This is a genomic window from Desulfosporosinus burensis (assembly GCF_054657535.1).
On record NZ_BAAHYN010000006.1, the window covers coordinates 213,899 to 238,151 of the forward strand.

At 39.8% G+C, this 24,253-nt stretch carries 33 protein-coding genes; 25 read left to right on the top strand and 8 right to left on the bottom strand.

The window, feature by feature from the left end; genetic code table 11:
- The first annotated feature begins 74 nt into the window (after positions 1-74).
- Both ACYQ3Q_RS12525 and ACYQ3Q_RS12530 read left to right on the top strand, forming a co-directional pair.
- Positions 75-296 carry a hypothetical protein gene (locus ACYQ3Q_RS12525; RefSeq protein ID WP_459928871.1) on the top strand — a complete coding sequence of 74 codons (222 nt, stop codon included), beginning with the start codon at positions 75-77 and terminating at the stop codon, positions 294-296.
- A 21-nt stretch (positions 297-317) separates the two neighbouring features.
- Positions 318-845 (top strand): hypothetical protein, encoded by a 528-nt coding sequence (locus tag ACYQ3Q_RS12530; protein WP_459928872.1) that lies wholly within the window; start codon positions 318-320, stop codon positions 843-845.
- A gap of 43 nt (positions 846-888) precedes the next feature.
- On the opposite strand, the gene ACYQ3Q_RS12535 is transcribed toward ACYQ3Q_RS12530, so the two are convergent.
- Positions 889-1,305, bottom strand: a complete 417-nt coding sequence (locus ACYQ3Q_RS12535; RefSeq protein WP_459928873.1) for a helix-turn-helix domain-containing protein — start codon at positions 1,303-1,305, stop codon at positions 889-891.
- A 133-nt stretch (positions 1,306-1,438) separates the two neighbouring features.
- On the opposite strand from ACYQ3Q_RS12535, the gene ACYQ3Q_RS12540 reads away from it, so the two are divergent.
- The 4 genes from ACYQ3Q_RS12540 to ACYQ3Q_RS12555 are packed head-to-tail and all read left to right on the top strand — an operon-like array spanning position 1,439 to position 3,093.
- Positions 1,439-2,014, top strand: coding sequence for a deoxynucleotide monophosphate kinase family protein (locus ACYQ3Q_RS12540; RefSeq protein WP_459928874.1), 576 nt, complete (start codon positions 1,439-1,441; stop codon positions 2,012-2,014).
- Complete coding sequence (locus ACYQ3Q_RS12545) at positions 1,998-2,312, top strand: RNA polymerase sigma factor (RefSeq protein WP_459928875.1); 315 nt, start codon at positions 1,998-2,000, stop codon at positions 2,310-2,312. The genes ACYQ3Q_RS12540 and ACYQ3Q_RS12545 overlap by 17 nt, the downstream gene beginning before the upstream one ends.
- Positions 2,309-2,698 (top strand): hypothetical protein, encoded by a 390-nt coding sequence (locus ACYQ3Q_RS12550; protein ID WP_459928876.1) that lies wholly within the window; start codon positions 2,309-2,311, stop codon positions 2,696-2,698. The genes ACYQ3Q_RS12545 and ACYQ3Q_RS12550 overlap by 4 nt, the downstream gene beginning before the upstream one ends.
- A gap of 56 nt (positions 2,699-2,754) precedes the next feature.
- Complete coding sequence (locus ACYQ3Q_RS12555; protein ID WP_459928877.1) at positions 2,755-3,093, top strand: DNA ligase LigA-related protein; 339 nt, start codon at positions 2,755-2,757, stop codon at positions 3,091-3,093.
- A 219-nt stretch (positions 3,094-3,312) separates the two neighbouring features.
- Here the strand turns inward: ACYQ3Q_RS12555 and ACYQ3Q_RS12560 are convergent, their stop codons facing one another.
- Entirely contained in the window at positions 3,313-6,051 is a 2,739-nt protein-coding gene (locus tag ACYQ3Q_RS12560; protein WP_459928878.1) for a UPF0182 family membrane protein, read from the bottom strand.
- Positions 6,052-6,263: 212 nt separating this feature from the next.
- Here ACYQ3Q_RS12560 and ACYQ3Q_RS12565 point away from each other — a divergent pair, with 212 nt between their 5' ends.
- The 5 genes from ACYQ3Q_RS12565 (at position 6,264) to ACYQ3Q_RS12585 (ending at position 10,703) form a co-directional block, all read left to right on the top strand.
- The gene (locus ACYQ3Q_RS12565; RefSeq protein ID WP_459928879.1) at positions 6,264-7,124 is read left to right on the top strand and encodes a YitT family protein; all 861 of its coding nucleotides are present in this window, start codon (positions 6,264-6,266) and stop codon (positions 7,122-7,124) included.
- 127 nt (positions 7,125-7,251) lie between these two features.
- The gene (locus ACYQ3Q_RS12570; RefSeq protein ID WP_459928880.1) at positions 7,252-7,719 is read left to right on the top strand and encodes an ion channel; all 468 of its coding nucleotides are present in this window, start codon (positions 7,252-7,254) and stop codon (positions 7,717-7,719) included.
- Between the two features lie 1,243 nt (positions 7,720-8,962).
- Positions 8,963-9,658 (top strand): hypothetical protein, encoded by a 696-nt coding sequence (locus ACYQ3Q_RS12575; RefSeq protein WP_459928881.1) that lies wholly within the window; start codon positions 8,963-8,965, stop codon positions 9,656-9,658.
- 122 nt (positions 9,659-9,780) lie between these two features.
- The gene (locus ACYQ3Q_RS12580) at positions 9,781-10,056 is read left to right on the top strand and encodes a hypothetical protein (RefSeq protein WP_459928882.1); all 276 of its coding nucleotides are present in this window, start codon (positions 9,781-9,783) and stop codon (positions 10,054-10,056) included.
- A gap of 224 nt (positions 10,057-10,280) precedes the next feature.
- A complete protein-coding gene (locus ACYQ3Q_RS12585) occupies positions 10,281-10,703 on the top strand; it encodes a phBC6A51 family helix-turn-helix protein (RefSeq protein ID WP_459928883.1) in 423 nt (140 codons plus the stop codon).
- A 909-nt stretch (positions 10,704-11,612) separates the two neighbouring features.
- Here ACYQ3Q_RS12585 and ACYQ3Q_RS12590 read toward each other — a convergent pair.
- The 5 genes from ACYQ3Q_RS12590 to ACYQ3Q_RS12610 all read right to left on the bottom strand — a co-directional run bounded on the left by ACYQ3Q_RS12590 (position 11,613) and on the right by ACYQ3Q_RS12610 (position 13,895).
- Complete coding sequence (locus ACYQ3Q_RS12590; protein ID WP_459928884.1) at positions 11,613-11,801, bottom strand: hypothetical protein; 189 nt, start codon at positions 11,799-11,801, stop codon at positions 11,613-11,615.
- Between the two features lie 13 nt (positions 11,802-11,814).
- Positions 11,815-11,982, bottom strand: coding sequence for a hypothetical protein (locus tag ACYQ3Q_RS12595; RefSeq protein ID WP_459928885.1), 168 nt, complete (start codon positions 11,980-11,982; stop codon positions 11,815-11,817).
- 452 nt (positions 11,983-12,434) lie between these two features.
- Complete coding sequence (locus ACYQ3Q_RS12600) at positions 12,435-12,980, bottom strand: recombinase family protein (RefSeq protein WP_459928886.1); 546 nt, start codon at positions 12,978-12,980, stop codon at positions 12,435-12,437.
- Positions 12,977-13,573, bottom strand: a complete 597-nt coding sequence (locus ACYQ3Q_RS12605; protein ID WP_459928887.1) for a recombinase family protein — start codon at positions 13,571-13,573, stop codon at positions 12,977-12,979. Before ACYQ3Q_RS12605 ends, ACYQ3Q_RS12600 begins: the two co-directional genes overlap by 4 nt.
- Entirely contained in the window at positions 13,566-13,895 is a 330-nt protein-coding gene (locus tag ACYQ3Q_RS12610; protein WP_459928888.1) for a hypothetical protein, read from the bottom strand. The genes ACYQ3Q_RS12605 and ACYQ3Q_RS12610 overlap by 8 nt, the downstream gene beginning before the upstream one ends.
- Before the next feature lie 63 nt (positions 13,896-13,958).
- Here ACYQ3Q_RS12610 and ACYQ3Q_RS12615 point away from each other — a divergent pair, with 63 nt between their 5' ends.
- Positions 13,959-14,198, top strand: a complete 240-nt coding sequence (locus tag ACYQ3Q_RS12615; RefSeq protein WP_459928889.1) for a hypothetical protein — start codon at positions 13,959-13,961, stop codon at positions 14,196-14,198.
- Between the two features lie 89 nt (positions 14,199-14,287).
- Here ACYQ3Q_RS12615 and ACYQ3Q_RS12620 read toward each other — a convergent pair whose 3' ends face one another.
- Positions 14,288-14,440: a hypothetical protein gene (locus ACYQ3Q_RS12620; protein ID WP_459928890.1), complete on the bottom strand. Its 153-nt coding sequence runs from the start codon at positions 14,438-14,440 to the stop codon at positions 14,288-14,290.
- 213 nt (positions 14,441-14,653) lie between these two features.
- On the opposite strand from ACYQ3Q_RS12620, the gene terL reads away from it, so the two are divergent.
- The 13 genes from terL to ACYQ3Q_RS12685 all read left to right on the top strand — a co-directional run bounded on the left by terL (position 14,654) and on the right by ACYQ3Q_RS12685 (position 24,225).
- Positions 14,654-16,363, top strand: coding sequence for a phage terminase large subunit (gene terL / locus ACYQ3Q_RS12625; protein WP_459928891.1), 1,710 nt, complete (start codon positions 14,654-14,656; stop codon positions 16,361-16,363).
- A gap of 22 nt (positions 16,364-16,385) precedes the next feature.
- Entirely contained in the window at positions 16,386-18,083 is a 1,698-nt protein-coding gene (locus ACYQ3Q_RS12630) for a phage portal protein (RefSeq protein ID WP_459928892.1), read from the top strand.
- Positions 18,084-18,144: 61 nt separating this feature from the next.
- Positions 18,145-19,086 carry a phage minor capsid protein gene (locus tag ACYQ3Q_RS12635; protein ID WP_459928893.1) on the top strand — a complete coding sequence of 314 codons (942 nt, stop codon included), beginning with the start codon at positions 18,145-18,147 and terminating at the stop codon, positions 19,084-19,086.
- A gap of 198 nt (positions 19,087-19,284) precedes the next feature.
- Positions 19,285-19,974 carry a hypothetical protein gene (locus tag ACYQ3Q_RS12640; protein ID WP_459928894.1) on the top strand — a complete coding sequence of 230 codons (690 nt, stop codon included), beginning with the start codon at positions 19,285-19,287 and terminating at the stop codon, positions 19,972-19,974.
- 72 nt (positions 19,975-20,046) lie between these two features.
- Positions 20,047-20,922, top strand: coding sequence for a major capsid protein (locus ACYQ3Q_RS12645; RefSeq protein WP_459928895.1), 876 nt, complete (start codon positions 20,047-20,049; stop codon positions 20,920-20,922).
- 269 nt (positions 20,923-21,191) lie between these two features.
- Positions 21,192-21,371 (top strand): hypothetical protein, encoded by a 180-nt coding sequence (locus ACYQ3Q_RS12650; RefSeq protein ID WP_459928896.1) that lies wholly within the window; start codon positions 21,192-21,194, stop codon positions 21,369-21,371.
- The gene (locus ACYQ3Q_RS12655) at positions 21,371-21,805 is read left to right on the top strand and encodes a hypothetical protein (protein ID WP_459928897.1); all 435 of its coding nucleotides are present in this window, start codon (positions 21,371-21,373) and stop codon (positions 21,803-21,805) included. Before ACYQ3Q_RS12650 ends, ACYQ3Q_RS12655 begins: the two co-directional genes overlap by 1 nt.
- Before the next feature lie 2 nt (positions 21,806-21,807).
- On the top strand, positions 21,808-22,161 hold the full coding sequence (locus tag ACYQ3Q_RS12660; RefSeq protein WP_459928898.1) for a hypothetical protein: 354 nt from the start codon (positions 21,808-21,810) through the stop codon (positions 22,159-22,161).
- 20 nt (positions 22,162-22,181) lie between these two features.
- Positions 22,182-22,643 carry a hypothetical protein gene (locus ACYQ3Q_RS12665; RefSeq protein ID WP_459928899.1) on the top strand — a complete coding sequence of 154 codons (462 nt, stop codon included), beginning with the start codon at positions 22,182-22,184 and terminating at the stop codon, positions 22,641-22,643.
- A 10-nt stretch (positions 22,644-22,653) separates the two neighbouring features.
- Entirely contained in the window at positions 22,654-23,016 is a 363-nt protein-coding gene (locus ACYQ3Q_RS12670; protein ID WP_459928900.1) for a minor capsid protein, read from the top strand.
- Between the two features lie 65 nt (positions 23,017-23,081).
- Entirely contained in the window at positions 23,082-23,507 is a 426-nt protein-coding gene (locus tag ACYQ3Q_RS12675) for a phage major tail protein, TP901-1 family (RefSeq protein ID WP_459928901.1), read from the top strand.
- Between the two features lie 86 nt (positions 23,508-23,593).
- Positions 23,594-23,872, top strand: a complete 279-nt coding sequence (locus tag ACYQ3Q_RS12680; protein WP_459928902.1) for a hypothetical protein — start codon at positions 23,594-23,596, stop codon at positions 23,870-23,872.
- Positions 23,873-23,901: 29 nt separating this feature from the next.
- Complete coding sequence (locus ACYQ3Q_RS12685) at positions 23,902-24,225, top strand: hypothetical protein (RefSeq protein ID WP_459928903.1); 324 nt, start codon at positions 23,902-23,904, stop codon at positions 24,223-24,225.
- Positions 24,226-24,253 lie beyond the last annotated feature (28 nt).

Here is a 24,253-nt window from a genome sequence, read left to right on the forward strand (position 1 = left end):
TTAGCACAACAGCCAGCTTACAGAGGACTTGTGGCAGAGAAAAGACGTAGAGCAGCATATGGGAGGTCACAAAGATGGCACGAAGAAGAATCGGTTTTAGGACTACTGACGTGATTGATGATGAGAGTGACCTAACAACAGTCGAGACCGCAGAAGCCACTCTGGACTTGCATGATGAACTGGTAAAAGCGATCAACACACTAATTCAGATAACACTGTACTACCAAGGTAACATCAAGGGAATCACGATCAACATTGATAACAAAGGCAACTACACTTCAAAAATAAAATACTAGAAGAAACAGGAGGACGTTAAAGTGAAGGTTTTTATTAACGGTAAGATCACTCGTGAGGGTCGCATGGACGAATTAGTTAGTGAGATAGTCAACACTATGGGGAAGAGAATTGGTGTCCCTGAGAACACTAAAATCACTATCGAGGGACTGGGGTTCAAGGTTATATTCCACATTGACGGTGTTGACACTTATGCTACTGTACCAAGGGATGTCAATGGTGAGACTGTAAATGAAATGTTCTCAGTGTCTGTCCACTTAGATGAAGATGGCAATATCATCCAGACTGAAGATAACGAAGAGGAAAGCTTCTATGACGGTTATACACTGGCTAAGTCAGTCGGTCAGGAGTACCAGTATGAGGGTACAGAAAGTGCTTACAGCAACGATGAACTGGAGTTATTGGAATCGCTCGGTGAGAACACTGGTGATGATGTGATGGCAGTAAAGTACCGAGTAATTGCTGATCCTGAGACAGAGGTTCTCAGACATTACAAAGGCGATCTGCTCGTAGCTGAATATGTATACAAACCAAAAGGTGAACTGAACTAAATAGGCACAAAAAAAGAGGGAGCAAAACGCTCTCTCTTTCTCTTTAATCTCTAATGTTTGGACTGAATTGGCTTACTGCGTGATCGGCATAAATCTTAACAACACCTTCTGGGATTATGTCCTCCTCAATCCACTTTTTACGTTCCATATCAAACTGCTCTTTCACTTCAGGAGCAAACTCTATATCAATGATCTCTCGGATATCTGTAATCCGCAGAGCAACCATTATACAGGCGATATGAGTCTTCGTGATTGCCAGCCTTGAAGAGTTAACTATCTCAGATATTGTTGTGGGACGCAATCCTGTCAAGGTGGCTAACTTTCCTTGGGTAAGACCTCTAGCTTTTAATGCGTCATCCAGCTTAGTTACAAATCTCAATTCAGGAACACTCTCTAAAATACTAAAAAGCAAATCGCTTGAGTTTTCATTCATTATTTTATCCATAGGTACTTTTTTCATGCTTTATCTCCTCCAAGTGTTTAACTTATTTGTAGTATAACGCAAATTAGTCATAACTGTCAAGTATTCCTTAGTCACAAAACGTTTCTACTCCCTACATAACCAGTGAGAAAGGTTTTAGGGAGGTACAGAAATGCGGATAGCACTGGTGGGTAAAATGCGATCTGGCAAGGACACAGTAGCTTCTCTGTTATTAGAAAAGGGATTCACTCAGATTGCCTTCGGTGACGGTATTAGAGAGATAGTAGCTGAGTATTTCCCAGAAGCGTTAGCAGAGGGTAAGCCAAGATCACATTATCAGAAGATCGGCCAATGGCTAAGGGAATTGAATGGTGATGTCTGGATTAACTATGTAGATCGCAAATCAAAGGGTTGGGAAAACGTGTTGGTCTCCGATTGCAGACAGATGAACGAAGCCAAATATCTGAGAGAAAACGGTTATATGATCCTCAAAGTTCATGCGGATGATGAGGTACGGAAGAAAAGAATCATTGAATCTGGTGAGACTTTCAGTCCTGAGTTATTCAATCATGAAACCGAACAACAGGTAGACAGCATCGAGTATGATCTACTGCTGGTCAACAATGGCACTCTTGATGAACTTAAACGTGATGTTGCTTTAGCTTTCATGTACTACAAAAATTACTTTCTCGCAGATCAACAATACAGAAAGCTATTGGAGGAATACAGCTATGGCAGTCAAGGGTAACTACACTGTTCCGTTCATAGTGTCACTGGTTCAGAACAGTCATAAAATCGGAGAGCAGAGGTACTACAAGGCTGATCTCTCTGCCAGCGATATGCTGATGGATTTAGATATCGTACTGGAAAGAGCAAGTCTCACGGCTAAACAAAGATATATCCTAGAGTACTATTGGATCGCTGGTTATACACAGGAAGAGGTCGCTAAGACACTGGGGATAACTCAGCAAATGGTCGAGAAACACTGCCGAGCAGTTAAGAAGAAAATAAGAAAAGTACTGAAAGAGATGGGTGAAGTCGCATGACAAACAGTGGCTTAAAGAATAATTTGTTAGCTGAGTTTGAAGAGATGATTGATGACATGGTGGCTGATAGACCAGCACCTGAGATGTCCGAGAGATTCCAGCTTATCGAGATCACTAACGAAGAGTTCCTTAAACAAACAGGAGAGAATCTACCGTCATTTATGCTGAGCAAGTTTGCCGATTGGTGTCTGTTAGAAGTTCTAAATGATCGTGATGTGGACAAGGTATCCAACAATGATTTCGCAGTACTCAGTCCCAGACAGTTAAGACGCAGGGACAGACGAGAGAACTCTGTTGATGGTGAAGTTATGGACTATCTCAATCAGCGATATGTCAAGAAGAAAGACAGTTTAGCTAAGAAAGCTAAGAAGGACAGTGACTATTAAAAAAATGGGGGTGGCTGTGGTCGGTCATCCCCTTTTATTACAGGAAGGTAGCAGTTATGGCAAGGAAGTGTATACAGGAAGAAAGATACCAGTACAAGAAGTTTCCAGATAGATTGAACTTCGAGGTCTATCATAAGATTAGGCAGAGGAGATTACAAATGCTTGTGCATAGCCTTCTGTACTACAGGATGGACAGCAACATCATCAGTGACATTGACCACTTGGGAAAGGAACTGTTTGAATTACAGCGAGACTATCCAGCAGCGAATAAAGCCTGCAATCTTTACAGGGAATTTAAAGACTGGACAGGTGCTTCTAGTTATCATCTGCAACAGTATGAGTGGGTCGAAGAGATAGCACATCGGTTGTTAAAAAACGGCTATGTTCGTTGGTAAGGGGTTCTTCCTTAAATTTTTTATTTAGCAACTTGACGGTATAAGAATAATGGGAGTTTAATGGAACAGGCACGAATGTCTATACTTGGAACTTGAAAGTTATAAAAAATACGGTTCTTTTGCCCCCAGGAAGTGTCTGCTTGAAGAGTTGGATGAAGAAATATTTAATACGTTGGTTACTCCAAAATGGAACCCCCTAGTTCTTTTACGTACTGGGTCTTATCCGTTCGGAGCTCCTTTAATCTGACTCTCAATACTATCTAAAATAGAACGAAATTGGTTAATTTGTTCAATCATAGAATTAATAGTTTCATCCTTAGTCGTACTCGGAATTACAGTGCCCGGTAATGTTTGAACGATTGGTAAAGTACCTTGGCCCAGAGTAGTAGGTTGCGGAGCATTTTCGCCGAAAATCTCGACCAGCGCTTGCCCTAAATTCTCGGCCATTACCAATTTTTCTTGATAAGCCAATATTACTCTTTTTATCTCTGGAATACTGCCACCTTTATCTGATTGCATGTAGATAGGCTCGACATAAAGGAAATTACCGCCTATTGGAAAAGCCAAAAGATTTCCTCTTATGATGCTTGAGCCTTTTTGATTCCATAATGAAAGTTGTTTAGATATCTCCGGGTCTTGATCAATCCGGGACTCTATCTGCAATGGCCCATCAATTTCTGTATTTTTCGGTAACTTATAGAGCAGCAATTGTCCGTACTTATCTCCATCCATCCGTGCAGCTAACCAAGAAACCATATTATTACGGGTATTAGTCAAACTGGAGGCTGGAGTAAAGGGTAACATCAGAATAAATTCCGGCTTGTTATTGCCAGGCATTTTCAAGACAGTGTAATAGGGACTGACATTCTGAGGGGTGTTATTGAAGAGTTCTTTCGCAATATCCCAAGCATCTTCTTTATTATAAAAAACTGCAGAATCGGTCATGTGAAATGTTTTCAACATATTAGCCTGAACGGTAAATAGGGTCTCCGGATAGCGCAAATGTGATTTTAGAGAACCGGGCATCATAGACAAGTCCTTAAAAACACCAGGGAAAATCTGGAGATAGGTCTGTATGATCGGATCACTGGTATCAACAGCGTAAAAATCTACCGTTCCATCGTAAGCATCCACGATAACCTTCACAGAATTACGAATATAGTTAAAGTTTTGATCACTATATTTACTGGCATAAGGTAATTGAGCTGAGGTAGTGTAAGCATCCATAATCCATTTTAACTGTCCATTGTCAATGACTAAATAGGGGTCAGAATCATATGTCAGAAAAGGTGCTAACTTTTGAACTCTTTCTTTGATATTACGGTTTATTAATAGACGACTCTGTGAATTAACTTCACTTGCAAAGTATAATCTGATAGTTCCATGGTGTAAAGAAATCATTAGTTTATTAAGTGGAGTGAGCATAATTCCTGTACTTCCCTGATAATTATTTTCAGAATTGGTATTGCCGAGCGGATAATCAAATTCCTTCACGGATGTATTTACGACGACCCAGTCATTTGTTAATTCTCCATAATAAATTCGAGGCTCCTTAATTCTTAGCTCATTAAAATCTGTAACCGGTGGTACATCTTTAATCGCAAACGAAGGTAATCCTTCCGAGGTAACCGCATTGGCGAAAGAGGCAGATACGCCAAATCCGTGAGTATATTTAAAGCGGGTATTGACAAAGGTTTTGGCTTTAGGATCTAAATCATTTGAAGATAATTCGCGTGCGGAAAGCATAACTTGGCGATAGTCCTTATTGATTGTATAACGGTCAATATCAATATCATTGAATTTATAATATAAACGAATTCCTTGTTTCTGATTATACGTTTGTAACATCGGTCGAGGGTCATTCAAACGAATATTATTAAGTGTTTCTTGATTAGATTTTAAACTATCAACAGTTAGAACACTGTCGCCCGGGTAATCTTGCTCTTGAATCTTATCAAGGCCATACCCAAAACGTGTCAAGGCAATTTCGTTTTGAATATACGGTGCTTCTTTAGCTAATTCGTTAGGTATTACTATAAAAGACTGGATTAGAGAAGGATAAATACCGTAAAGCAAGATCCCCAAAACGAAGATTCCAGTTACGGGTAAAGTCAATAAACGTACTTCCTTTATTATTAAGCCTGACCAAGAAAGCAAAAACCCTAGAATACTAAGGACGATAAGAATTTTTAAAACAGGGAGATTAACGTTTAGATCCGTATACCCTGCACCTACGACATGACCATGGACTGAATATAACATTTGAAAAATGTCTAAGAAATATCCGAAAGCTTTAAAAACAAAAAGTATGCCAATTAATAAGGCTAAATGTCGACGTGCGGCCATGCCGATCTCCACAGCCTTCGATTGCCAAAGTTTAAGAGAACGGAAGCGTAAGACACCAGTAACAAGATAAAAAAGCCCAGTGAATAAGGTCAGTAGAAATAGTGGCCTGAAAAAGGCATTATATAATGTTTGTAAAAAGGGTAATCTGAAGAAATAGAAGGACAGCTCTTTACCGAAGATTGGATCAACTTTTCCAAAAGGTGTAGCGTTCACAAAAGTTAGCACTTCCAACCAACCAGTAAATCCAGCAACAAAGCTTACTGAAAAACTAATTACTGCAGATAAAATTACTAGCCATATCGTCACTCTCTTTTGGTTTAGACTTAAAACCTGACGATCCATATTTTGGACAAGACGAAGATTACTACTTAAACGGTGATTGATAAAAGTAACAATAGCATGGCGAACAGACAAGAGTGTCGATACTATAAAAGCAAATAAAATTGTTCCATTAACAGTTTGAATGAGCCATTTGCTCAAAAGAGGTGTCCAAAATAGTTGTGAATAACCAAGATCTCTAAACCAAAGCCAATCTTCGTAAAAGCCACTTGAAGCGGACAATATAGCGATAAGTACGAACAAGCCGATAATAAATTTTCCGTAACGAAGCAAGATAAATTCCTCCTAGACTAAATATTTAACCTATATCCAAATACTTTTTATATTCTGCCCACAGAAAGGATATACCTTCATGTATTTATAAAAGAACTATAAAAACGTTATTATATACAATAGAAGGTGAAATTTTTAAACCCTGAATAAGGTTGGACCAATGTAGTTTTGGGAGCAACTATGATAGTATGTATTTAGAAAGGGGGAGTATCATGCCAAAAAAAAGGAACAGGATTGGTAGGTTTCTCAAGAAATATGCTTTGCTTTTTATTGGTTCAGTACTTGCAGCAGTTGGTCTGGAAATATTTCTAGTCCCTAACTCTATCGTAGATGGGGGCATAACGGGAATTTCTATTATGGCTAGCTATCTGACCAAGCTACCTCTAGGTGCTTTTATTTTCATCCTCAATATTCCGTTTATTGTTTTGGGTTATTATCAAATTGGAAAAACGTTTGTATTTTCAACTTTATTTTCTATTACAATACTTTCAATAGGAGTCAGTATCCTACACCCTATTCCAGGCTTAACAAAGGATATTTTACTGGCCGCAGTATTCGGCGGCATCATCCTTGGGATAGGAGTAGGATTGGTTGTTCGTTATGGAGGCTCTTTAGATGGAACAGAAATGATAGCAATAGTTGTAACCAAGCGAATAGGTCTCTCCGTCGGCGAAGTTGTTATGTTTCTTAATATTTTTATTTTAAGTGGTGCTGGTTTAATCTTCGGTTGGGATAGAGCAATGTACTCGCTTTTAGCTTATTTTATTGCCTTTAAAGTCATTGACATGACAATTCAAGGCTTGGATGAATCCAAAGCCATAATGATAGTTACTGATAAAGCAGAGGAACTTGCGGAAGTCCTTATGGCTCGCTTAGGTCGAGGAGTTACTTTCCTAGAGGGTAGGGGAGGATATTCTGGAGAATCAAAAAGTGTATTATATTCTGTAATCAACCGACTAGAGATAGCAAAATTGAAGATAATCATTGATGAAATAGACGAAAATGCTTTTGTAACCATCCATGATGTTCACGAAGTATTTGAAGGTAAATTAAAGAAACGGGCAATTCATTAGATTATTTTAAAAATCAAAAAGATTTTAGTTCCTATGTAAGCAATCCCTTCGTGTCTTAACAAGTGGGGCCGTTATTAGTTAGCAATTTACCTGGTAAATGCTGTAAATTTATTTTTGGAGGTATTTAATGAAATCTAATAAAAATTTGAGTAATATCCTTTTTTTCAATTTAATACTACTAGTTACTATCTTAGGAGATTTATTTAAGAATTTTTTACCCCTCTCTTTTATAATTATTTTAATAGCTTATTTTTTGCTAAGTTTAGGTCTTTTAACTAATGATATAATACATAAAAAGATAAATTTGCTTTTCTCAAAAATTACCTTATTAAGCATTATCTTAGTTATGGGTTATGCTGATTTTTATTTTAAACTATCAAGACAGTATTCCCACGTATTTAAAGACAATATGATTCTATCAGCGATTGATAGTATATATTTTAGTATAACAACCTTTACAACTACAGGTTACGGGGATATATATCCAATATCAAACAGTGCAAAAATGTTTGTTGCAAGCGAAATGATTTTTGGATATATATTAAGTACGTTCATTATGGCTATCCTAGTTATAAAGTTTATGGATGAAAAGTGAACCAACCACAATAAGTATATTAATAATGAAAAATTAGACAGAGTTATTATTTCTGTTGGTACACTTTTGCTCGTATTATTTATCTCAATGGACGCCAGTCATTTCGTTCGAAGGTTATGGAGATAAATTTAGCAAAGTTCTTTCTTTTTGAAAACATAAGAATTAACTAGCACATTGGGTAGAAAGATATATAGAAATAGAAAACCCACAGTTGACTCTGATCGGACAGAGAAAATGTGTGGGCTTTTTTGTGTTGTTTTTTTTTAGGGGAGGGGTTGTGCTGTCGGCATGACCTCTTATTTTTTAAAGGTAGAGGGGGAGGGGTATTTTTTAAAGGGGGAGGGGTAAGCGAGGTCATGGGTTTCCGCTCCTACGCACACAGGAAGGGCAGGATAAATAGGCAGGGGCAGTCCATCAGAGCACTCAGTAGGAGGGAAAAGAAAAAACCCAGAAGTATCATAGTATTTCTGAGTAAGGAGGGGTCAATGAGGTTATGTATTTTTAAGTGGGAGGGGTCAATGAGGTACAGGCATTTCTGCTCGTATATAAGGAGATTCTGGGGTAAAAGTTCTGAACTGTTTTGGAGAGTTCTGATTGAAAGTCCTGGTGTTTTACTGAAAAAAAGCCTTAAACTGTTTGGTTGAAAGTTCTCTGAAAGTTGAAGACTGTCTAGCTAATTGATGACTGACCGAGAGAGTGACCAAGAGCGTACCCCTATATACATACATGCACACGCTCACTCGCGTACCTCGACACATCACGTCCGTATCCCCTCTGTATCACCTTGGAAAACTGGAAAACCAAGAAATCATTGGAAAAAGTGAAATCACTGGAAAAAGCTATAAAATTATTGTATAGACTGGATAATCTGGATCAAAACAGTAAATATGGTAGAAATTATGAAACTAAATAGATAAAATTGGTAATTCTGTGATGTTAAGAGGTAAACACTCATTTACAGGAATATTTTTTGTTAAATGGTAATTTAAGGTAAATCTGCTGTGGCACTTTATCCACTGGTAACATTTTACCACAGAATGGACAGGGAATATTATGGAAACAACACTTTTTCAATTCTTCCAGTATTTCCAGTGCCTTCCATCTGTTGTAGCTGGTTTTTTCTCTTATCATAGAAGGAAAAAATATCACTAATTAGCGTATAACGCATTGACGTTAAACAGGATAAATGGTATACTAAGTATGTGGTCAGGGAAAATAAATGACAGCATAGGGGGATGACATAATGTCTTGTATAATGAATAACTCTAAAACGGTAAAAAGCGTGGACTTCACAACAAACTGCCCGAAGAGACAAGCTGGGAATCCCTGTAAATACTGCTATGTAGAAGCTAAGAGAACTATGGGATATAATGCCAAAAAAGTTATTGACTCGCTGGAATATAATGGTGAAGTTATAAAAATGAAAAAGGAGACAATTGACGAACTAAACAGTATAGGCGGAATTAGACTTTTTTCCTTTGGGGATTATATGGAAGGACAGGATAAGGATATTTACTTGTTTTTGACAGATTGCCGAACAGTTGGTTTAAAGGTTAAAGTCATTACTAAACAGATTGATTTTTTGGTAAAGTTTTACAACGAGTTTGAAGATGTATTCTCTGTGATTCACCTGTCAGTGGATAATATTGGTAGTGGGGTTGACTGGGAGACAGCAAAGGCTTATAGGGATAATTTACCAAAAGTCTTAATTCGCTCTGTTATCCTGAAAACGGAAGATATCCAGCCTATGGAAGAATTATCCGATATCATGACTTTTAACCACGAGAACATCAAGAAGAATATACCAGATTCTGTAAACTTCAAACTGCATAAAAAAGTATTCACAGAACTAAAAATGGAATATGCTGGTAAGATGTGTTGTCAAACTGGCTCCTGTAAAACATGCCCAATAAAATGTAAAGCTATGAATATTAAATAACGCACGTTAAAAGTTGTTAATACAAGCAGAAAAGTCACAATATGGGCTAATAAATTTTCTAAACAATTAAATATTCCTGTGTTTAATTATGCTAAAGATAACAATTTTCAGGAGGTATTTTAATGAACGACATAACTCTTATTTTTAAAGACGTTGAAAATGCTTTATATCACTGTTTACAAGATTCTGGAAATAAAGTTGATCAGTACTGGCTGGAAGATTATAGAAGGAATCGTGCAGAAGACGCTCGTTATACCTTTAAAATTCAATCGAATCTGCTGGAAGAACTTGGGATAATCTATGTAAAATACAGGAATAAGTTATTTAAGTGTATACGCTATTGGAGAGAAGAGGAAGGACAGAATATACAGTATTTTACAGTTGAATTGAGCAGCTAAAAGAGGATATAAACAGTCTTCTTTTTTTTATGTCTGTGAGCGTTCAGGTTGTTTTCTGAGAGGTTTAAAAGCTTATAAGGGGGGATTGTTGCATGATGTTTCAAGCAGCTTGTACCACTATTTCTGTTGTTGCCAGTAAAAAAAGGAAGTATCAATAATGGCTGTATATGGCTGCTTCTAGCAGGAAATAGCAGGAAATAAAAGAAAATGGAGGTTATAAAATCATGTCAAATACAGATCGTAACATTAAGGAAAGAGAAGCTACTTTATCCAGAAAAAGCCAACTGAGTGAAACCCAAAAAAAGGTTGCGGAGGAAATCGCTTACAAGGCGATGACTGGAAAAAAAGAGGAAGAGATTGCCATGGAAAATGGTATTAACCGTACCACAATTTGGAGATGGAAGGCAATCCCATCATTTAATGAAGAAATTAACAGGATTGCCAGAGAGTTCCAGAAATCCCATTTAGTAGACGTAAATAACATTCTTTTACAGATTTTACAGGAAGGCTCAGAAAAAAGTAAATTAAAGGCAATTGAGTTATATTATAGAAATCAAGGATTATTTAAGGATAATGTCCAAGTTACGGAAACAAAGGAAGTAACTATAAATGTTGATGATCTTTTGAAGGAACTGGATAATATGTAAATTTTAAACAGGGGGTACTAGCTGCTGCTGGTATCTCCTGTTTTCTCTGTTTGTACTCATAAATTTTAAATACTGAGGACACTTTTTCACCCTGATTATAGGCGGTTTACACTGTTCTCTTTAATCGTTATCAAAACAGTTAAACAGAAATAGAGGGGGGATATGGTAGCTACTGACAATACTGCTATACACTTACAATAAGGTAAATCACTGTAAATAATGTAAATAGCTGCTATATTATCTAATCACTGCTAATACTGTAAATCCTTTAAATGACAGTAAATCAATGGCGAGTATTCCATAGTATTGCATTTATTGCAGTACATACCAGAACTACCATTCCATACTAGTTTTCCATTAGATTCTTCTTTTTCCATACACCGACACAACAGCATAAATATGGTAATTCTTCCAGACCCTGCAAACGGTGGAAGTAACTGTAAATCCTGCCCCATCCGACCTACATAACAGATACACACTGAATTTTACTTTTCGGGGAACTGTATGTCAAGGAAAATCGTACCAAATAACTGCAATATACAGCAAATATACAGCAATCAAAAGCTGTCAATAAGTACATCAATCACTGGAAACTAATCCGGCAACATAACAGTTGAAATCTATCAATAAGCGAGAGTTTGCGGAATGTCAACAGCTAAAGCCTGTGAATTAAACCAACTACATAACAGTCAATATCCGTCAAGAAGCATAACTGGGCAGCGGTGTCAAATTGTTAACTCCTGCCAATAAAACCAGTGGCATAACAATAAAAAACTGTCAACAAGCAGAGGTTAATCCACATGTCAACAGCTAAAATTTACTAATCACTTCCTATTTAATGGGGGGTATACAGGGGTTGACTTTTTCCCACAGCTGTTATACTGCCCATAAAATTTTCACAACAGAATTTTACTTTTTAGGAACAGATGATCTTAGAAGCGGAGTACCATCATCTACACGAGTCATTTCAAGGTGGTCAGTGTCAAGATCCCAAGCCATATGAGTTCCGTCATCAAACGATAGAATCATCATACCCTGATACTCAACTACCCCAATAATCTTCGCAGTTAGTTTTAAGACCTCTACAGTGTCAGACATTTCGCCAATCCTCCTATTCACAGTAATCATCAATGTTATCTGGCTCAATCTCGGAACTAAACGAATTACATACCATCAGTCCTGAAGCTGTAAAGAACAGTTCAACAACTCCACCCTTGGCATAACAGAATCCATTCTTGCTGTACACGCAGAAATCATCTGGGCATTTCAGTGTTATCATAAATCCTACTCTCCTTCTACAGTCTCAACTGGCGAGTATCTGTGGGATCAGAGGGTTCAGGTTACTGCTCTTGCCAGTGTCTAAGAAACCTAGCTAAAGTTCCCTGCCTTAACTGCGATCAACTGCCACAGTACGGACTTACTGACACTTGGGGGAGTCAATACCTGTTCCTCTGTCCCTTCAATAATCATGTAGGGAAAGAGATCGTTTTGTGACTGCCTTGTACCATATCAATTTTTATAAGAACTTGTATCCTTACTCTCCCAAGGGTTTCCTCATTTTGTATTATAATTATTAGAATGTAAGTAAAGATTATATAACTGCTATTTATTACTGTTTATATAATACTTAGATTATAAAAACCATAATGAAGCTTAACTGTAAATAAAGACAAAGAAGAGGAAGCCTTGGGCATTGACTACGCGAGTCCTGGCTTCCAGCTTCCTCTTTTTTTATTGCTGTTTTAGTTCTTCCAACCTCTTTAGATAATACTCCTTGTCGATAACATTTTCGATATATGCTGTCTGTAAGCGGTCTATTTTCCGTTTAGCTTCTACGGTTATCCCAGCTTCTTTAGCTTCTTTTTCATCACGCTCTTGCTTCAACTGCTGTCCTCTCATAGATCGCTTTCGATGTGTTGTTTGTTCTTCTTCGATGTTTCTGATCTGCTCCATAAAGTTTATCATGAACTCAGTACCTGTAACATCGAGAACTTTAACTCCCTTATCATGCAGGGTCTTGTTTACAGTGAGGAGTTCATCTAAACCCCTTGCTAAACGATCAAAACTACTCACAACAACTGTGTCATACTGTTCGGCATTTGTGAGAAGAGACTCTAACTGTAACCTACTGCCGATATCCTGATAACATTCAATCTCAGGATTACCGTATGACCTACCTATGAAGTCTAGGCATTTATCATACTGCCTGATTGTGTAATCCTCGGTTTGTTCTTCCCTAGCAACCCTGATGTAAATTGCAACCTTACCACTACTCATGCGTTTACTGCCACCTTTTTTGGTTTAGTCTCACTGATCCTGCGACACAGAGTAGCTTTAGCCACTCCTGTAGCTTCGCAGATTTTCCTGATAGACATTGCTTGTGACTTATACAGTGACATTGCGAAATCTAACTGCTTACCGCCTTTCTTCGGTCTCCCCATCTTAGTCCCTTTTGCTATTGCCACTGCTCGACCTTCAGCACATCGCTGTAGTAGCAGTCTCCGTTCAAACTGGGCGAGTCCTGAGAAGATCGTCAACATTAGCTCACCAGCAGGGGAAGAGGTATCAAGCCAGCTTTCATTAAGACTCTTGATATAACAGCCTTTGTCGGTGATGTCCTGTACTAATTGGAGCATATCTTTGGTACTCCGCGAAACCCTTGTGAGTTCTTTTACCACTACCATATCCCCAACTTGAAGTTCTGCCAATAAACGCTGTAATTCTGGGCGATCTTTTTTTGTGCCTGAAATTTTCTCTGCGTAAATCACTTCACAGCCAGCTTCCTCTAATGACAGCAATTGACGGTCAAGGTTCTGATCGACTGTTGAGACACGAGCATAACCTCTTTTGACTCCGTTAGGCTTAGACAAAGTACTCACCTTCTTGTATGCTCTCCATTTCGATCTTGACTTGGTGGCACTCTGCTGGGTCAAGGTTTCCGTCCTCATCTAGTACGCCCAATTGCACAAGTTCTGCCAATACCTTACTGTAGTGATCCCATTTCCAGTCCCATGCTATATCACTGAAATTCTCCAGTCCCACTACACCATCTTCATAGAACAAGCACATCAGACCAATTATCCGACCAGTGAATTCCTCTGTGGTAAAGGTGAGTTCTGAGCCATCCTCGGCAGTATATCCTTCTCTCATTACAGCTAACAGACCATTATATCTACTTCTTAAATCTTCCATTAAACACAAATCCTCTCTTACTGTTGATTCTATAGTTTACAGAGCATTATAAGCTTCCATCTGTTGATCGAGGGTAAATTTGACCGTTTGGAAGTCAGTACCCCAATCAGCTTCAGCATTTTTCTTGACGGTAGCCTTTACAGAGTCATCATTCTTGCAGAAAGGGGATTTACTAGCTTCTGTGATGTTGTTGGTACTGGTGCAGGAGTCGTTGCTGGCGGTGTTGTAGCTGGTGTTTGGGTAGCTGGTGCTGTAGTTGCTTCCTGTTTAGCTGGCTCTTCTTGTTTGACTGGCGGTGTTTGATCTTCTTATTTTTCACTAAACCATGTGTTGAGGGTTAGCCCCATCGCGGTATAGATACAGATGATAGCGATTTCTTTAGAGTTCAACATTTACTCGTTCTCCTTCTTGGGACTGAACGCTCCACACGGCATATCTTTGCAAGTACAGCTATTACAATCACCAGTAATTTCTAGGCAGTGCAGCTTGTAACATTCCTCACGTTCACACATCGGACAAGCACATTTACCATCTACAATCAACATTCATTCCTCCCTATGTATTTGCTTCGTTTTGCTGTTCTCATTAATCGCTGACCATGTACATATGATAACACGCTATCCCGATAACGTCAAGTAGTTAAACAGAAAATAGTTAAACGAATTATGTTGTAATTACTGGAAATGGTATGTTGTAAATCCCCTTGTGTGTAACACCAGTTAGCGAATCAGTTAAAGCTAACGAAAGGGGGAAATGCTGTGGAGTCCAACGTCATCCCAGCAGAGGTCGAAATTAGACTTCAACAACTAAAGGCTTCTGTAGAAAAGCTAGTCTCGCAAGCTAAATCTGGCAATCTAAGCACTGAGCAGTTGCAGGACTATCTAACCTACGTCAAAGCGATTAAGAAGGAATACAGGGTACTCCGTGGTGAGTATGACTTGCTCTATTTTGCCTATGAGTACTTCTCAGATAAATATAACCCTGAAAACGAAAATAACCTAATTCCTGCCAATTACGGTATCGACACAGCACCTGATTTTCACAGGGAATTGTGCGGTATCCTTGATAGCTTGAATGAGGATATGAAGCAGAAAATATGCTGGTCTGTGCCGAGGGGTCACGCTAAATCCGCGTACCTTTCAAACATTCTGCCAGTCCACCAGATCGTCTACGGCAAGAGGAAGTATATCCTGATTGTTTCTGAGACCGAAGGAATGTCTCGGAAGTTCGTAGAGTGGGTTGCTGATCAGCTAAAGTTCAACAAGAAGCTAATAGGTGACTTCGGAGTTATCCTCCACGAGAACAAAATGGCAAATGAATCTGATAACCAAGAGGGTTTCGTCACTACGAACAATATTCGTGTTCAATCTGCGTCTATCGGTAAGCAGCTTCGTGGAGCAAGACATGGTGCTTTCCGTCCTGACTTGGTTATCCTAGACGATCTCGAATCGTCCAAAAACACTAACACAAAAGAACTCCGTGAGAAGAATCTTCACTGGTTTAACTCTGTAATCATGCCAATCGGGGATATCACCCGAACAGCTTTTATCTACATGGGTACGTTAGTCCACGGTCAGGGTTTACTTCCTGCGGTGCTTGGACGTTCTGACTTCAAAGGTAAAATCTATTCTGCTATTGTCCAAGAGCCTGAGAATATCGAGTTATGGGAAAGGCTCGAAACAATGCTTCGTGACCAAGAGAATCCTGATCGGGAGCATGACGCAGAAGTATTCTACTACAGCAATAAAGAAGCAATGGACGCTGGAGCAGTAACTCTCTGGAATGATCGGTTCACTTACTTTGAGTTGATGAAGATCAAAGTCAATGTTGGTAGTAGAGCCTTTGGTTCAGAGTATCTTAATAAACCTACTGATGATGAGACTGCGATCTTTAAGCGTGGTCTTTTTCAGTTTTATGACAACAAAGACCTATTCAACTCGGATGGTAGACCTATGAACATGGATATCTTTGGGTTCTGGGATATCGCCATCGGTAAAAATGATCGTTCTGACTACAATGCCATCATTACCATCGGACGAGATAAGAGAACAGGTATTCTCTACGTGTTAGACACATGGGCAGGGAAAGTTCCTATGCACAAAGCGTTAGAAATTGCAATAGAGAAAATTCAAGAGTACGGACACAATGTTTTCGGCATTGAGACTGTTCAAGCACAGTACGATATGTACCGCCAGCTTCGAGAGAGATTAGTAAAAATGAACTTCTATAAAACGCGAGTTCTCCCAGTTAACCCGAAGGGCAAGAAGGAAGATAGGATCGAGCAGTTAGAGCCTTTGGTTGAACAGGGTGTTATCAGGTTCAAACAGAATCAGAGACTGCTGCTTGAGATGTTAGAACAGTTCCCCAGACATGACCATGATGACCTACCTGACGCATTAGCTTCCTGCGTAGAGATCGCTGGTAAACAACGCAAAAAGAGTTATTACAAGAAACCTTCGGGTTTCTAATTTTATTTAAGGAGGAAAATCAATGCCAAGCTTTAATATAGGCGAGTTTTTCAGGAATAAGATGTCCACAGCACGATCTGGTAATAACTTTGGTGAAGATGATAAAGCGTTCCTCTCTGAAGATGAGATCGTGGAAATCTCCATGACTCCTGTTAGGTTTCTCAGTGAGGGTAAAATGTATCCTCCTGCTGAACACAGAGCAAGGATTGACAAGTATCGCAGAAATAAAAAGTTGTTCAAGGGCGAGAACTTTGAGGTCTTCAAGGACTTCAATGGCAGCAAACAGAAGACCGACCTTCTTTATATCTCAGTCAATATGGCAGGGATTATCTGTAAAAAATCTGCTGACTTCCTGTTCGGTGAAGCAGTTCAAATTAAGGCTGGCAACGGTGATTCATCCAAGGAGCAAGTAGCTTTTGACCGTTTCAAAGATGACAATGGACTGAACATCTTGACTTACGAATCCGCTTTAGCCAATGCTTACCGTGGTGACAGCTTCATCAAAATTCGCTACGGTCAGGAATATGGTGGAGAGCTGCCAAAAGAACTGGACGCTCCTCGTGTAATCATTGAGCCAGTGAATCCAGAACACGTTTTCCCAGAAAGTTCCCTCTACAATAAGAATAAGATCGTGGCTTATCATATAGCTGTTCCAGTTATGGTTGAGATTGACGGTAATGATAGCTGGCAATTATTTGTTGAATCTCACTATGCTGGTCGGATTGAATATCGTGTGTACAACATGAAAGCAATCGAAACTAAATACTTCGGTGGCTACTATGAAGTCATCGGCTGGAAGATCATTGATGAAGTTATGGAAGGTAGATCGGTAGTCTTCACAGGAATTGCAGTTCCTTTGGTAGTTCACATTCCAAACTTTGCTTCTGATGATTCTTGGGAAGGCTTAGACGATATCTCAGAACACGTTGCCATCCTAGACGAGATCAACAACAGGCTCACACAGATTGCTGACATTCTGGACAAGCATAGCGATCCAGCCATGGCAGTTCCGAGTGGAATTCTCGGTGAAGATAATGACGGTAATCCTACCTTCCATGTACAGCGAGATAAGGTCTTTGAAGTCATGGGCAAGGAAGATGTCATCCCTCAGTACATTACGTGGGATGGACAGCTACAACAGGCATTTACGGAACTTGACAAATTGGTGGATTTATTATTAACCACAGCCGAGATTCCTGCTGTAGCTTTGGGTAAGTCTGACGGTGGTGGTACAAGTGGAACTTCTGGTCTCGCCATCAAGTGGAGAATGAATAACTTACTCGCCAAGATCAACAGAAAACGTCAGTACTATGACCGTGGTTTGAAGCAAGTCTTCTCCATTGCTCAGTTGCTGGAGCAAGCTGTCGGTGTGGCTGACTATAAACTCACAGTTCCACAATTGACCTTCCAAGATGGACTTCCAAAAGATGACACTCAGGAAGCAACTGTCATGAATATCAGAACTGGTGGAGCAAAGACAATATCTCAGAAGACAGCGATCATGAGAATGGAAGGTATGACTGAGGAACAAGCTGACGCTGAGATCGAGAGGATCAATGAAGAGACAAAAGCAAATATGCCACCAGCCTTGACCAATCCAGAGGACTTCAATCCTATGCTGGATATGGAAGACGAAACCGACACAGAGAAACACGCTGAAGGAAATCCTGTGACGGATGACTCTAACAAAGACCTGACCAAGACTGGAACTAAAAAGTAATAACTGTGAAAAGGGTGTCCTAAACTAGGATATCCTTTCACTCTTTTAAGGGGGAAGGCTTATGAATCCTTACGAACTTAATGATAGAAACCTACTGATTATTCTTAAAGCCTATGATGACGCTTATAGAGAGATCGCAAGGAAGTTAAAGATAAATCTCAGCTACAGCAACAATCCTATGTACACTAAAGTTTCCCAATACACAATTGATAAGTATGTTGAGCAGCGACTACTGGAATTGACCAAGGAATTAAAATCATCCGTACCCAAGGGTGTTTCAACAGCTTTCTCCATTGCCTACGCAGAAGCATTATCTGCCAAGTATCTAGCTGAAGGATTGTCAAATGTTTCCCTTGACAAGGTTCTAAAGGACGTTCCAAGGGTTATGAAGAATGGCAGTATCACCACTGGACTTGCTGAAGTAACCATGAAGGATTTACTGCTGGTCACAAACAACACAGAGTACTCAGTCAAGAGATTGGTTAGAGAGACTTTTGTCAAGCACATGAACGTCCAGAACATGCTTAACATCGGCAGGAAAGACTTGGCAAAGACGCTGGCAAAGGAGTTATCAGGTAACAACCTGCTGGACACCATTGACGAGAACATGACAGGTATTATTGACCGTGCAGGACGTAAATGGCATGTTAATACCTATGTAGATATGGTTGTAAAAACCAAGTTCCATCAGGCCCATGTTGAGGGTGTAAGACTTTTTATAGATGAACATGATGGTCACGGTGATCTCGCTCGTATCCCTATCAGACAGACTACTATTGACGCTTGTAAAGGTTTTGAAGGTCTTATCATTAGCATGACTGGTCGGACAGAGGGTTACAGAACTTATGATGAATTAAAGGCAACTAATCTGATCTTCCACCCTCGTTGCCGACACAATCCTGTTGCTTACTGGGACGAGGAATCAATTCCGAACTCCACCATTAGGAAGCACAAGACAGTACGCAATAAGTCGGACAAAATATTAGGGAATATAAACCAGTAAGGTTGTAAAAAGCTTCCAGTAAAGGTTAAGTTACCGAAAGCAGTGGATACCTTGATGGAGGATTACGCTGTGTTTTGACGATTACACAGTACTTCCAGCAAAGTTCTTCCCACCTGAGATTAGCAGTTCTGCAATATGGACTGCTTTTTTTAATTCTGGTGTGAAGGACAAATAAACAGAAAGGTTGGGAAGAAAAGTATGGTTCTTACAGACTTAAAACGGTTGAATCAGCAATTCCTCTATGAATTCGCGGAGGAAACAAATCCGAATCCAGAGCAGAAGGAAGAGAATAAGACTCCTCCGACTGACAATCCAGAGCCTGAGAAAAAAGAAGATAACACTGATACTACTTCCGAGGAGAAACAAGAAGAAAAGAAAGAACCTCCGAAGGAAGAAGATAAAAAAGAAGAGCCTGAGAAGGAAGAAGAAAAGAAAGAACCTGAGAAGAAAGAGGAACAGCCAGATAAGAAGGATGATGAAGAGATCATCGGACTTAGGGCTGAATTAGAAAAGCTTCAAGGCGAACTGGAACAGGTAAAAGCCAAAGGTGATTCCAGTGCTGAACTCGCACAAGTAAACGCTCTATTAACAGTGCAAAAGAACTTGGTTAACGAGTATGAAAGCATTATTGCTGAACTCATTGAAGCTAAGATGGCTGAAGTTCCTGAGAACTTGAAAGAGTTAGTGCCAGCAAACTTATCTCTTAAAGAAAGAATGGACTGGTTAGCTAAAGCTGAGAAATCAGGAATCTTCAAAGTAAGCAATCCTGACATCGAGATCGGCAAGCCAATGAATCCAAACACTGTAAAACAACAGGCTGACACAGCCAAGTTGAGTGCTTCTGCGATCATGGCAATGGCTTACGGAAACTCAAAAAGTAAAAAGTAGTTAACTTCGCTCTGAAATATGGGGCGTTTTTTTATTGCAAAAATTTAGGGAATTATAAGGAGGAAATTGCAAATGGCAGTTACATTGGTAGAAAGTGCAAAGCTTTCACAAGATATGCTCCAACGTGGAGTAATCGAGACTATAGTTCGGACTTCAGCAGTTCTTGAAGTATTACCGTTTATGGAAATCGTGGGCAATGCCTACACCTACAATCAGGTTGCTACGCTTCCTACTGTTGCTTTCCGTGATGTAAACGAAGGGTATACCGAGAGTGCAAGTGCGTTCGTTCAAAAGACAGCTTCCTTGAAAATGCTCGGTGGAGATGTTGATGTTGACAAGTTCATCGCTGAAACTCGCGGTAACTTAAATGATCAACGTGCTATCCAAACTGAACTCAAAGCTAAAGCTGTTGCTGAAACCTACACCGCTACGTTCTTCTATGGTGACTCTGCTGTTAACACTAAGTCATTTGACGGTCTTGCTAAAGGTGTTGCTGGTGGACAAGACATTGCTGTTGCTGACACTGTTAACGGTGTTTTAACTCTTGCTGACTTGAACAAGTTAATTGACGCTGTACCTTTCGGTGCTGACGTTCTCTTCATGTCTCGTTCTGCTCGTAGAATTCTGATGAATCTTTTACAAGCTAATCAGCACTACCTTGAAGTTGGACAAGACGCTTTCGGCAAGCCGATCCAAATGTACGCTGGTATTCCTATCCGTGTATGTGAGGACGCTGTTATGCCACAACAATCCAGTGCTTATGAAATCTTCGCTGTTAAGTTCGGTGTTATGAGTGATGTTTGCGGTATCCAAAACGGTTCTATCCGTGTTACGGACATTGGCGAATTAGAAACTATGCCTGTTTACAGAACTCGTATTGAATGGTACTGCGGTCTGGCAGTGTTCAATCCTAACTCTGTAGCACGTTTAAAAGGAATCAAGGCTTAATAGGAGTTTCATACAGAAAGACGGAGGGTTTAGGGGTTTTCCCTTCACTCTCCGTTTTTTATTTTGACCTAAAGACGGAACTAAAAGTAGTTGAAGGAGGAAACGCAAATGGCGAAGGGAACTAACACAGAGGTACAGAAGTCTGGTAAAGATGTGTGTAAGCCACAAATGCCTATGAAAGATATGCCGATGAAACAAATGCCGATGAACAAATAGTGGGAAGCTTAATTGCTTCTCCTTTTTCCATTTAAGGGATAGGAGGTAATCCAATGGTAAAAGTATTCTATGGGTGTAAGACTAACGCTTGGCTCGGTGGTGTCCTGTTCTTGGACGGTATCCACGTGTTCACATCTGACGTAGAAGGTATTCGGTTCGCTGAAATGTTTCACAGAAAATATGAAGTAGTCGAAGAAGTCAAACCAGTCACCAAGAAGAAGGTGAATAAGTAATGCTCAGTCAAACTCTCCTCGATGTTTCTCAATACATCACAGATAACATTTACCACAGCACGATCTGGGATGAGTCAGATGATACCCAGCGAGGAAAAGCGATCAACAACAGTATTGACTTGCTGATCCTGGGTCTAAAGGGTATCTATACTTCAGAGACAGATATTCCTATAAATATTCTAGCTCATCAGACGATCTGGTTTATGCGGATTGATGATACCTTTCTACGAGCAGAAATGGGTGCTTCTTATATCCAGATGTCAGGTGTCATGGTAAACATCAAGGATAAGGATCGAAGCATTGCTCCTTATGTTATGGACGCACTAGGTATCACACCTGATCCATTAACTGGCGGTGTCACTAAGAGGAAGGTTGGAAGCTACTCTGGCAGGAAAGTCGGTACACCTGAGAGTCTTTATAGAAGGGAGCAGTAATCATGGCAATGTTGGATTTTATTCCTATTAATCGAACTGCTTCCATCTACAGGCAAACAGGTGAAGTTGATGATTGGGGTCAGCCAGTACTAACCATGACCTACACTGGAAAATGCCAGATAAACTATAACACTGACTTGACTACGATCTCTGGTCTTGATGGTGTTACTACTGCCATGTCTGCTACCATACTGTTCCGTGGTAAGGTACTGATCGCTGACGGTGACTTCGTGGAGTTTACAACAGCTATGGGAGTTACTGACCGATACCAAGTAGGCGATGTTTTCTTTCTTGAAGACTGGGCAGGAAAAATAATCGGCACTAGGGTTGTGGTTGGTAATGGTAAAAGGTCTTAAAGTAGAGGTGGTTGTTGCTAATGGCAAAAGGTTTTAAAATTACAGCCACTGGTTTAGAAGCTTTTAAGAACGCTGGACAAGTTGTGTTTGACGCAGTTAAGGACGCTATGGATGATATCAGAGATGATGTTGTAGCTACTACTGAAAGTCTTGCTCCTCATAAGACAGGTAAGTTGGAGAAGTCCCACTATGCAAGACGGTATTACAAGAATCTGGAAAACTGCTATTTCACAATCTCATATAAAGGTGTGAATAAAGGTTTCGACTATGCTAAATGGACTCATGATGAGGACTATAATCTAGGTGCTGGTTCACGGAGAAAAAGACCTAGAAGAAGTAGGTTCGCTAATAAACCTCTCAAGGTCGGTAAGGGTTATGTATCTCAGGTAATTGACGCTTCCGAAGATGAATGGACTGCCTTCATTGCTAGAAATATTGATAGAAAGCTAAAACAGTCATTGAAGAAAAATGGCAGGAAATGAGGTGTGTTAGTTGAGGTTGATTCAGCTAGTAGCTTTCATCGCCAGTGTAACTGGCAAACAAACGTACCCCACAGAATTTCCCTACAATACAAAGCTGGAAGATGTTTTGGTTGTAGATATTATAAATGGATCAATTACAGGTTCTGTTACTGAAATGAACATTCAAATCATGACTCGGAGTAAACATCCAGCTACAGCAGAGGAACTGGCTAACACAGTCATTGCTACTCTGCATAACAACAATGGTCTGCTGTGGGATGGTCTGCAAGTGATACTCATGCAAGCTAAAAATCCTAATCCTTTCTATAACGGACAGGACAGCAACAACAACTATATATACACCACGGACTTCCGATTATTGGTGACTTCGTAGTAAAGACCACTTAAAGACTGAAAGGTCTTTTTTTATTTTAAAGAAAAAACAGGAGGTAATTCATAATGGCTAAAGTTGCTGGCGTAGACGTATTGCTCAAAGTTGATGTATCTGGTACTGATACTGCTTTGGGTGGTCAAAAATCTGCTTCGCTTTCTCGTTCTGCTAATACGATTGACACTACTGATAAGAACAGTAATGGTTGGGCAGAGAGCATGGCTGGGGTTAAATCATGGTCAATCGACTGTGACGCTTTTGTTGTTCTCGGTGACGCTGCTCTCGAAGCTTTACACACTGCTTTTGAAGCACGTACACCTATTGACGTAACAATCCGTGTTGGTGCTAATACTAACGCTCAAGGTTACACCTACACTGGATCAGCAGTTATCACGGACTTCCCTGAAGACTATCCGCAAGATGACGCTGTTTCGATCTCCCTTTCGTTACAGGGTGCTTCTCCTCTGGTTCGTACTGTTGGTGTAGTGGTCTAATTTGAATCTAGGCGGTTTTGGCAGTTGTACCTTAAACAACTGTCTTTTGTTATGCACAAAAATAAAATCTCAGGAGGAAATAAGAAATGAAAAAAATCGTTGCTATTGAATTGGATAAGGTTCGTCACTTGAAGTTTAACTTGAACGCACTCATCACAGCAGAGCAGATCACTGGTAAGAAGCTTTCCGAACTCAGCCAAAGTGGTGAAGGATTCGACTTAGCGTTCCTTCGAGCAATGCTCTATGCTGGACTTAAATGGGAAGATAAGGAACTGACATTAGAAGATGTTGGCGATTTGATTGATATGGAAAACTTGGAAGCAGTTACTGGGAAGCTAGGAGAAGCAATGCAGGGTTTAAAGTAATCTCAGGTTTAACTTGGGATGAAATCTGGATGTATGGTTTGGCTTACTGCAAGCTGGACTATGAGTATATGCTCGATCTGGATTTAGACATCCTGAGTGTCATGATAAAAGCTGAAATTGACAAGGAAACACACCTCTATGATCTGGAGATGATGAAAACCGCATGGCAAACAGCTTACATCATGAATTCCACTGGAAATTACAAACGTCCAGTTAAACCTGAGAAGCTTTACGATACCATGTACGCACAAAAGAAAAAGCCTGTTAAACATGACGATGTTCGGGCTAAGAGGGATGATCTGTTAAGGACATTCGGTTTAAAAGATAAAGACAAAGCAGGGGGAGGTTCTTAATTGAACTTCCTCTTTATTTTTTTTAGAC

What these genes read in the sequence shown, in the direction of transcription:
- ACYQ3Q_RS12525 (WP_459928871.1), top strand. Translation starts at nt 75, where the DNA reads ATGGCACGAAGAAGAATCGGTTTTAGGACTACTGACGTGATTGATGAT.
- ACYQ3Q_RS12535 (WP_459928873.1), bottom strand. Translation starts at nt 1,305, where the DNA reads ATGAAAAAAGTACCTATGGATAAAATAATGAATGAAAACTCAAGCGAT.
- ACYQ3Q_RS12540 (WP_459928874.1), top strand. Translation starts at nt 1,439, where the DNA reads ATGCGGATAGCACTGGTGGGTAAAATGCGATCTGGCAAGGACACAGTA.
- ACYQ3Q_RS12545 (WP_459928875.1), top strand. Translation starts at nt 1,998, where the DNA reads ATGGCAGTCAAGGGTAACTACACTGTTCCGTTCATAGTGTCACTGGTT.
- ACYQ3Q_RS12550 (WP_459928876.1), top strand. Translation starts at nt 2,309, where the DNA reads ATGACAAACAGTGGCTTAAAGAATAATTTGTTAGCTGAGTTTGAAGAG.
- ACYQ3Q_RS12555 (WP_459928877.1), top strand. Translation starts at nt 2,755, where the DNA reads ATGGCAAGGAAGTGTATACAGGAAGAAAGATACCAGTACAAGAAGTTT.
- ACYQ3Q_RS12565 (WP_459928879.1), top strand. Translation starts at nt 6,264, where the DNA reads ATGCCAAAAAAAAGGAACAGGATTGGTAGGTTTCTCAAGAAATATGCT.
- ACYQ3Q_RS12570 (WP_459928880.1), top strand. Translation starts at nt 7,252, where the DNA reads ATGAAATCTAATAAAAATTTGAGTAATATCCTTTTTTTCAATTTAATA.
- ACYQ3Q_RS12575 (WP_459928881.1), top strand. Translation starts at nt 8,963, where the DNA reads ATGTCTTGTATAATGAATAACTCTAAAACGGTAAAAAGCGTGGACTTC.
- ACYQ3Q_RS12580 (WP_459928882.1), top strand. Translation starts at nt 9,781, where the DNA reads ATGAACGACATAACTCTTATTTTTAAAGACGTTGAAAATGCTTTATAT.
- ACYQ3Q_RS12585 (WP_459928883.1), top strand. Translation starts at nt 10,281, where the DNA reads ATGTCAAATACAGATCGTAACATTAAGGAAAGAGAAGCTACTTTATCC.
- ACYQ3Q_RS12590 (WP_459928884.1), bottom strand. Translation starts at nt 11,801, where the DNA reads ATGTCTGACACTGTAGAGGTCTTAAAACTAACTGCGAAGATTATTGGG.
- ACYQ3Q_RS12595 (WP_459928885.1), bottom strand. Translation starts at nt 11,982, where the DNA reads ATGATAACACTGAAATGCCCAGATGATTTCTGCGTGTACAGCAAGAAT.
- ACYQ3Q_RS12600 (WP_459928886.1), bottom strand. Translation starts at nt 12,980, where the DNA reads ATGAGTAGTGGTAAGGTTGCAATTTACATCAGGGTTGCTAGGGAAGAA.
- ACYQ3Q_RS12610 (WP_459928888.1), bottom strand. Translation starts at nt 13,895, where the DNA reads ATGGAAGATTTAAGAAGTAGATATAATGGTCTGTTAGCTGTAATGAGA.
- ACYQ3Q_RS12620 (WP_459928890.1), bottom strand. Translation starts at nt 14,440, where the DNA reads ATGTTGATTGTAGATGGTAAATGTGCTTGTCCGATGTGTGAACGTGAG.
- ACYQ3Q_RS12630 (WP_459928892.1), top strand. Translation starts at nt 16,386, where the DNA reads ATGCCAAGCTTTAATATAGGCGAGTTTTTCAGGAATAAGATGTCCACA.
- ACYQ3Q_RS12635 (WP_459928893.1), top strand. Translation starts at nt 18,145, where the DNA reads ATGAATCCTTACGAACTTAATGATAGAAACCTACTGATTATTCTTAAA.
- ACYQ3Q_RS12640 (WP_459928894.1), top strand. Translation starts at nt 19,285, where the DNA reads ATGGTTCTTACAGACTTAAAACGGTTGAATCAGCAATTCCTCTATGAA.
- ACYQ3Q_RS12645 (WP_459928895.1), top strand. Translation starts at nt 20,047, where the DNA reads ATGGCAGTTACATTGGTAGAAAGTGCAAAGCTTTCACAAGATATGCTC.
- ACYQ3Q_RS12650 (WP_459928896.1), top strand. Translation starts at nt 21,192, where the DNA reads ATGGTAAAAGTATTCTATGGGTGTAAGACTAACGCTTGGCTCGGTGGT.
- ACYQ3Q_RS12655 (WP_459928897.1), top strand. Translation starts at nt 21,371, where the DNA reads ATGCTCAGTCAAACTCTCCTCGATGTTTCTCAATACATCACAGATAAC.
- ACYQ3Q_RS12660 (WP_459928898.1), top strand. Translation starts at nt 21,808, where the DNA reads ATGGCAATGTTGGATTTTATTCCTATTAATCGAACTGCTTCCATCTAC.
- ACYQ3Q_RS12665 (WP_459928899.1), top strand. Translation starts at nt 22,182, where the DNA reads ATGGCAAAAGGTTTTAAAATTACAGCCACTGGTTTAGAAGCTTTTAAG.
- ACYQ3Q_RS12675 (WP_459928901.1), top strand. Translation starts at nt 23,082, where the DNA reads ATGGCTAAAGTTGCTGGCGTAGACGTATTGCTCAAAGTTGATGTATCT.
- ACYQ3Q_RS12680 (WP_459928902.1), top strand. Translation starts at nt 23,594, where the DNA reads ATGAAAAAAATCGTTGCTATTGAATTGGATAAGGTTCGTCACTTGAAG.
- ACYQ3Q_RS12685 (WP_459928903.1), top strand. Translation starts at nt 23,902, where the DNA reads ATGTATGGTTTGGCTTACTGCAAGCTGGACTATGAGTATATGCTCGAT.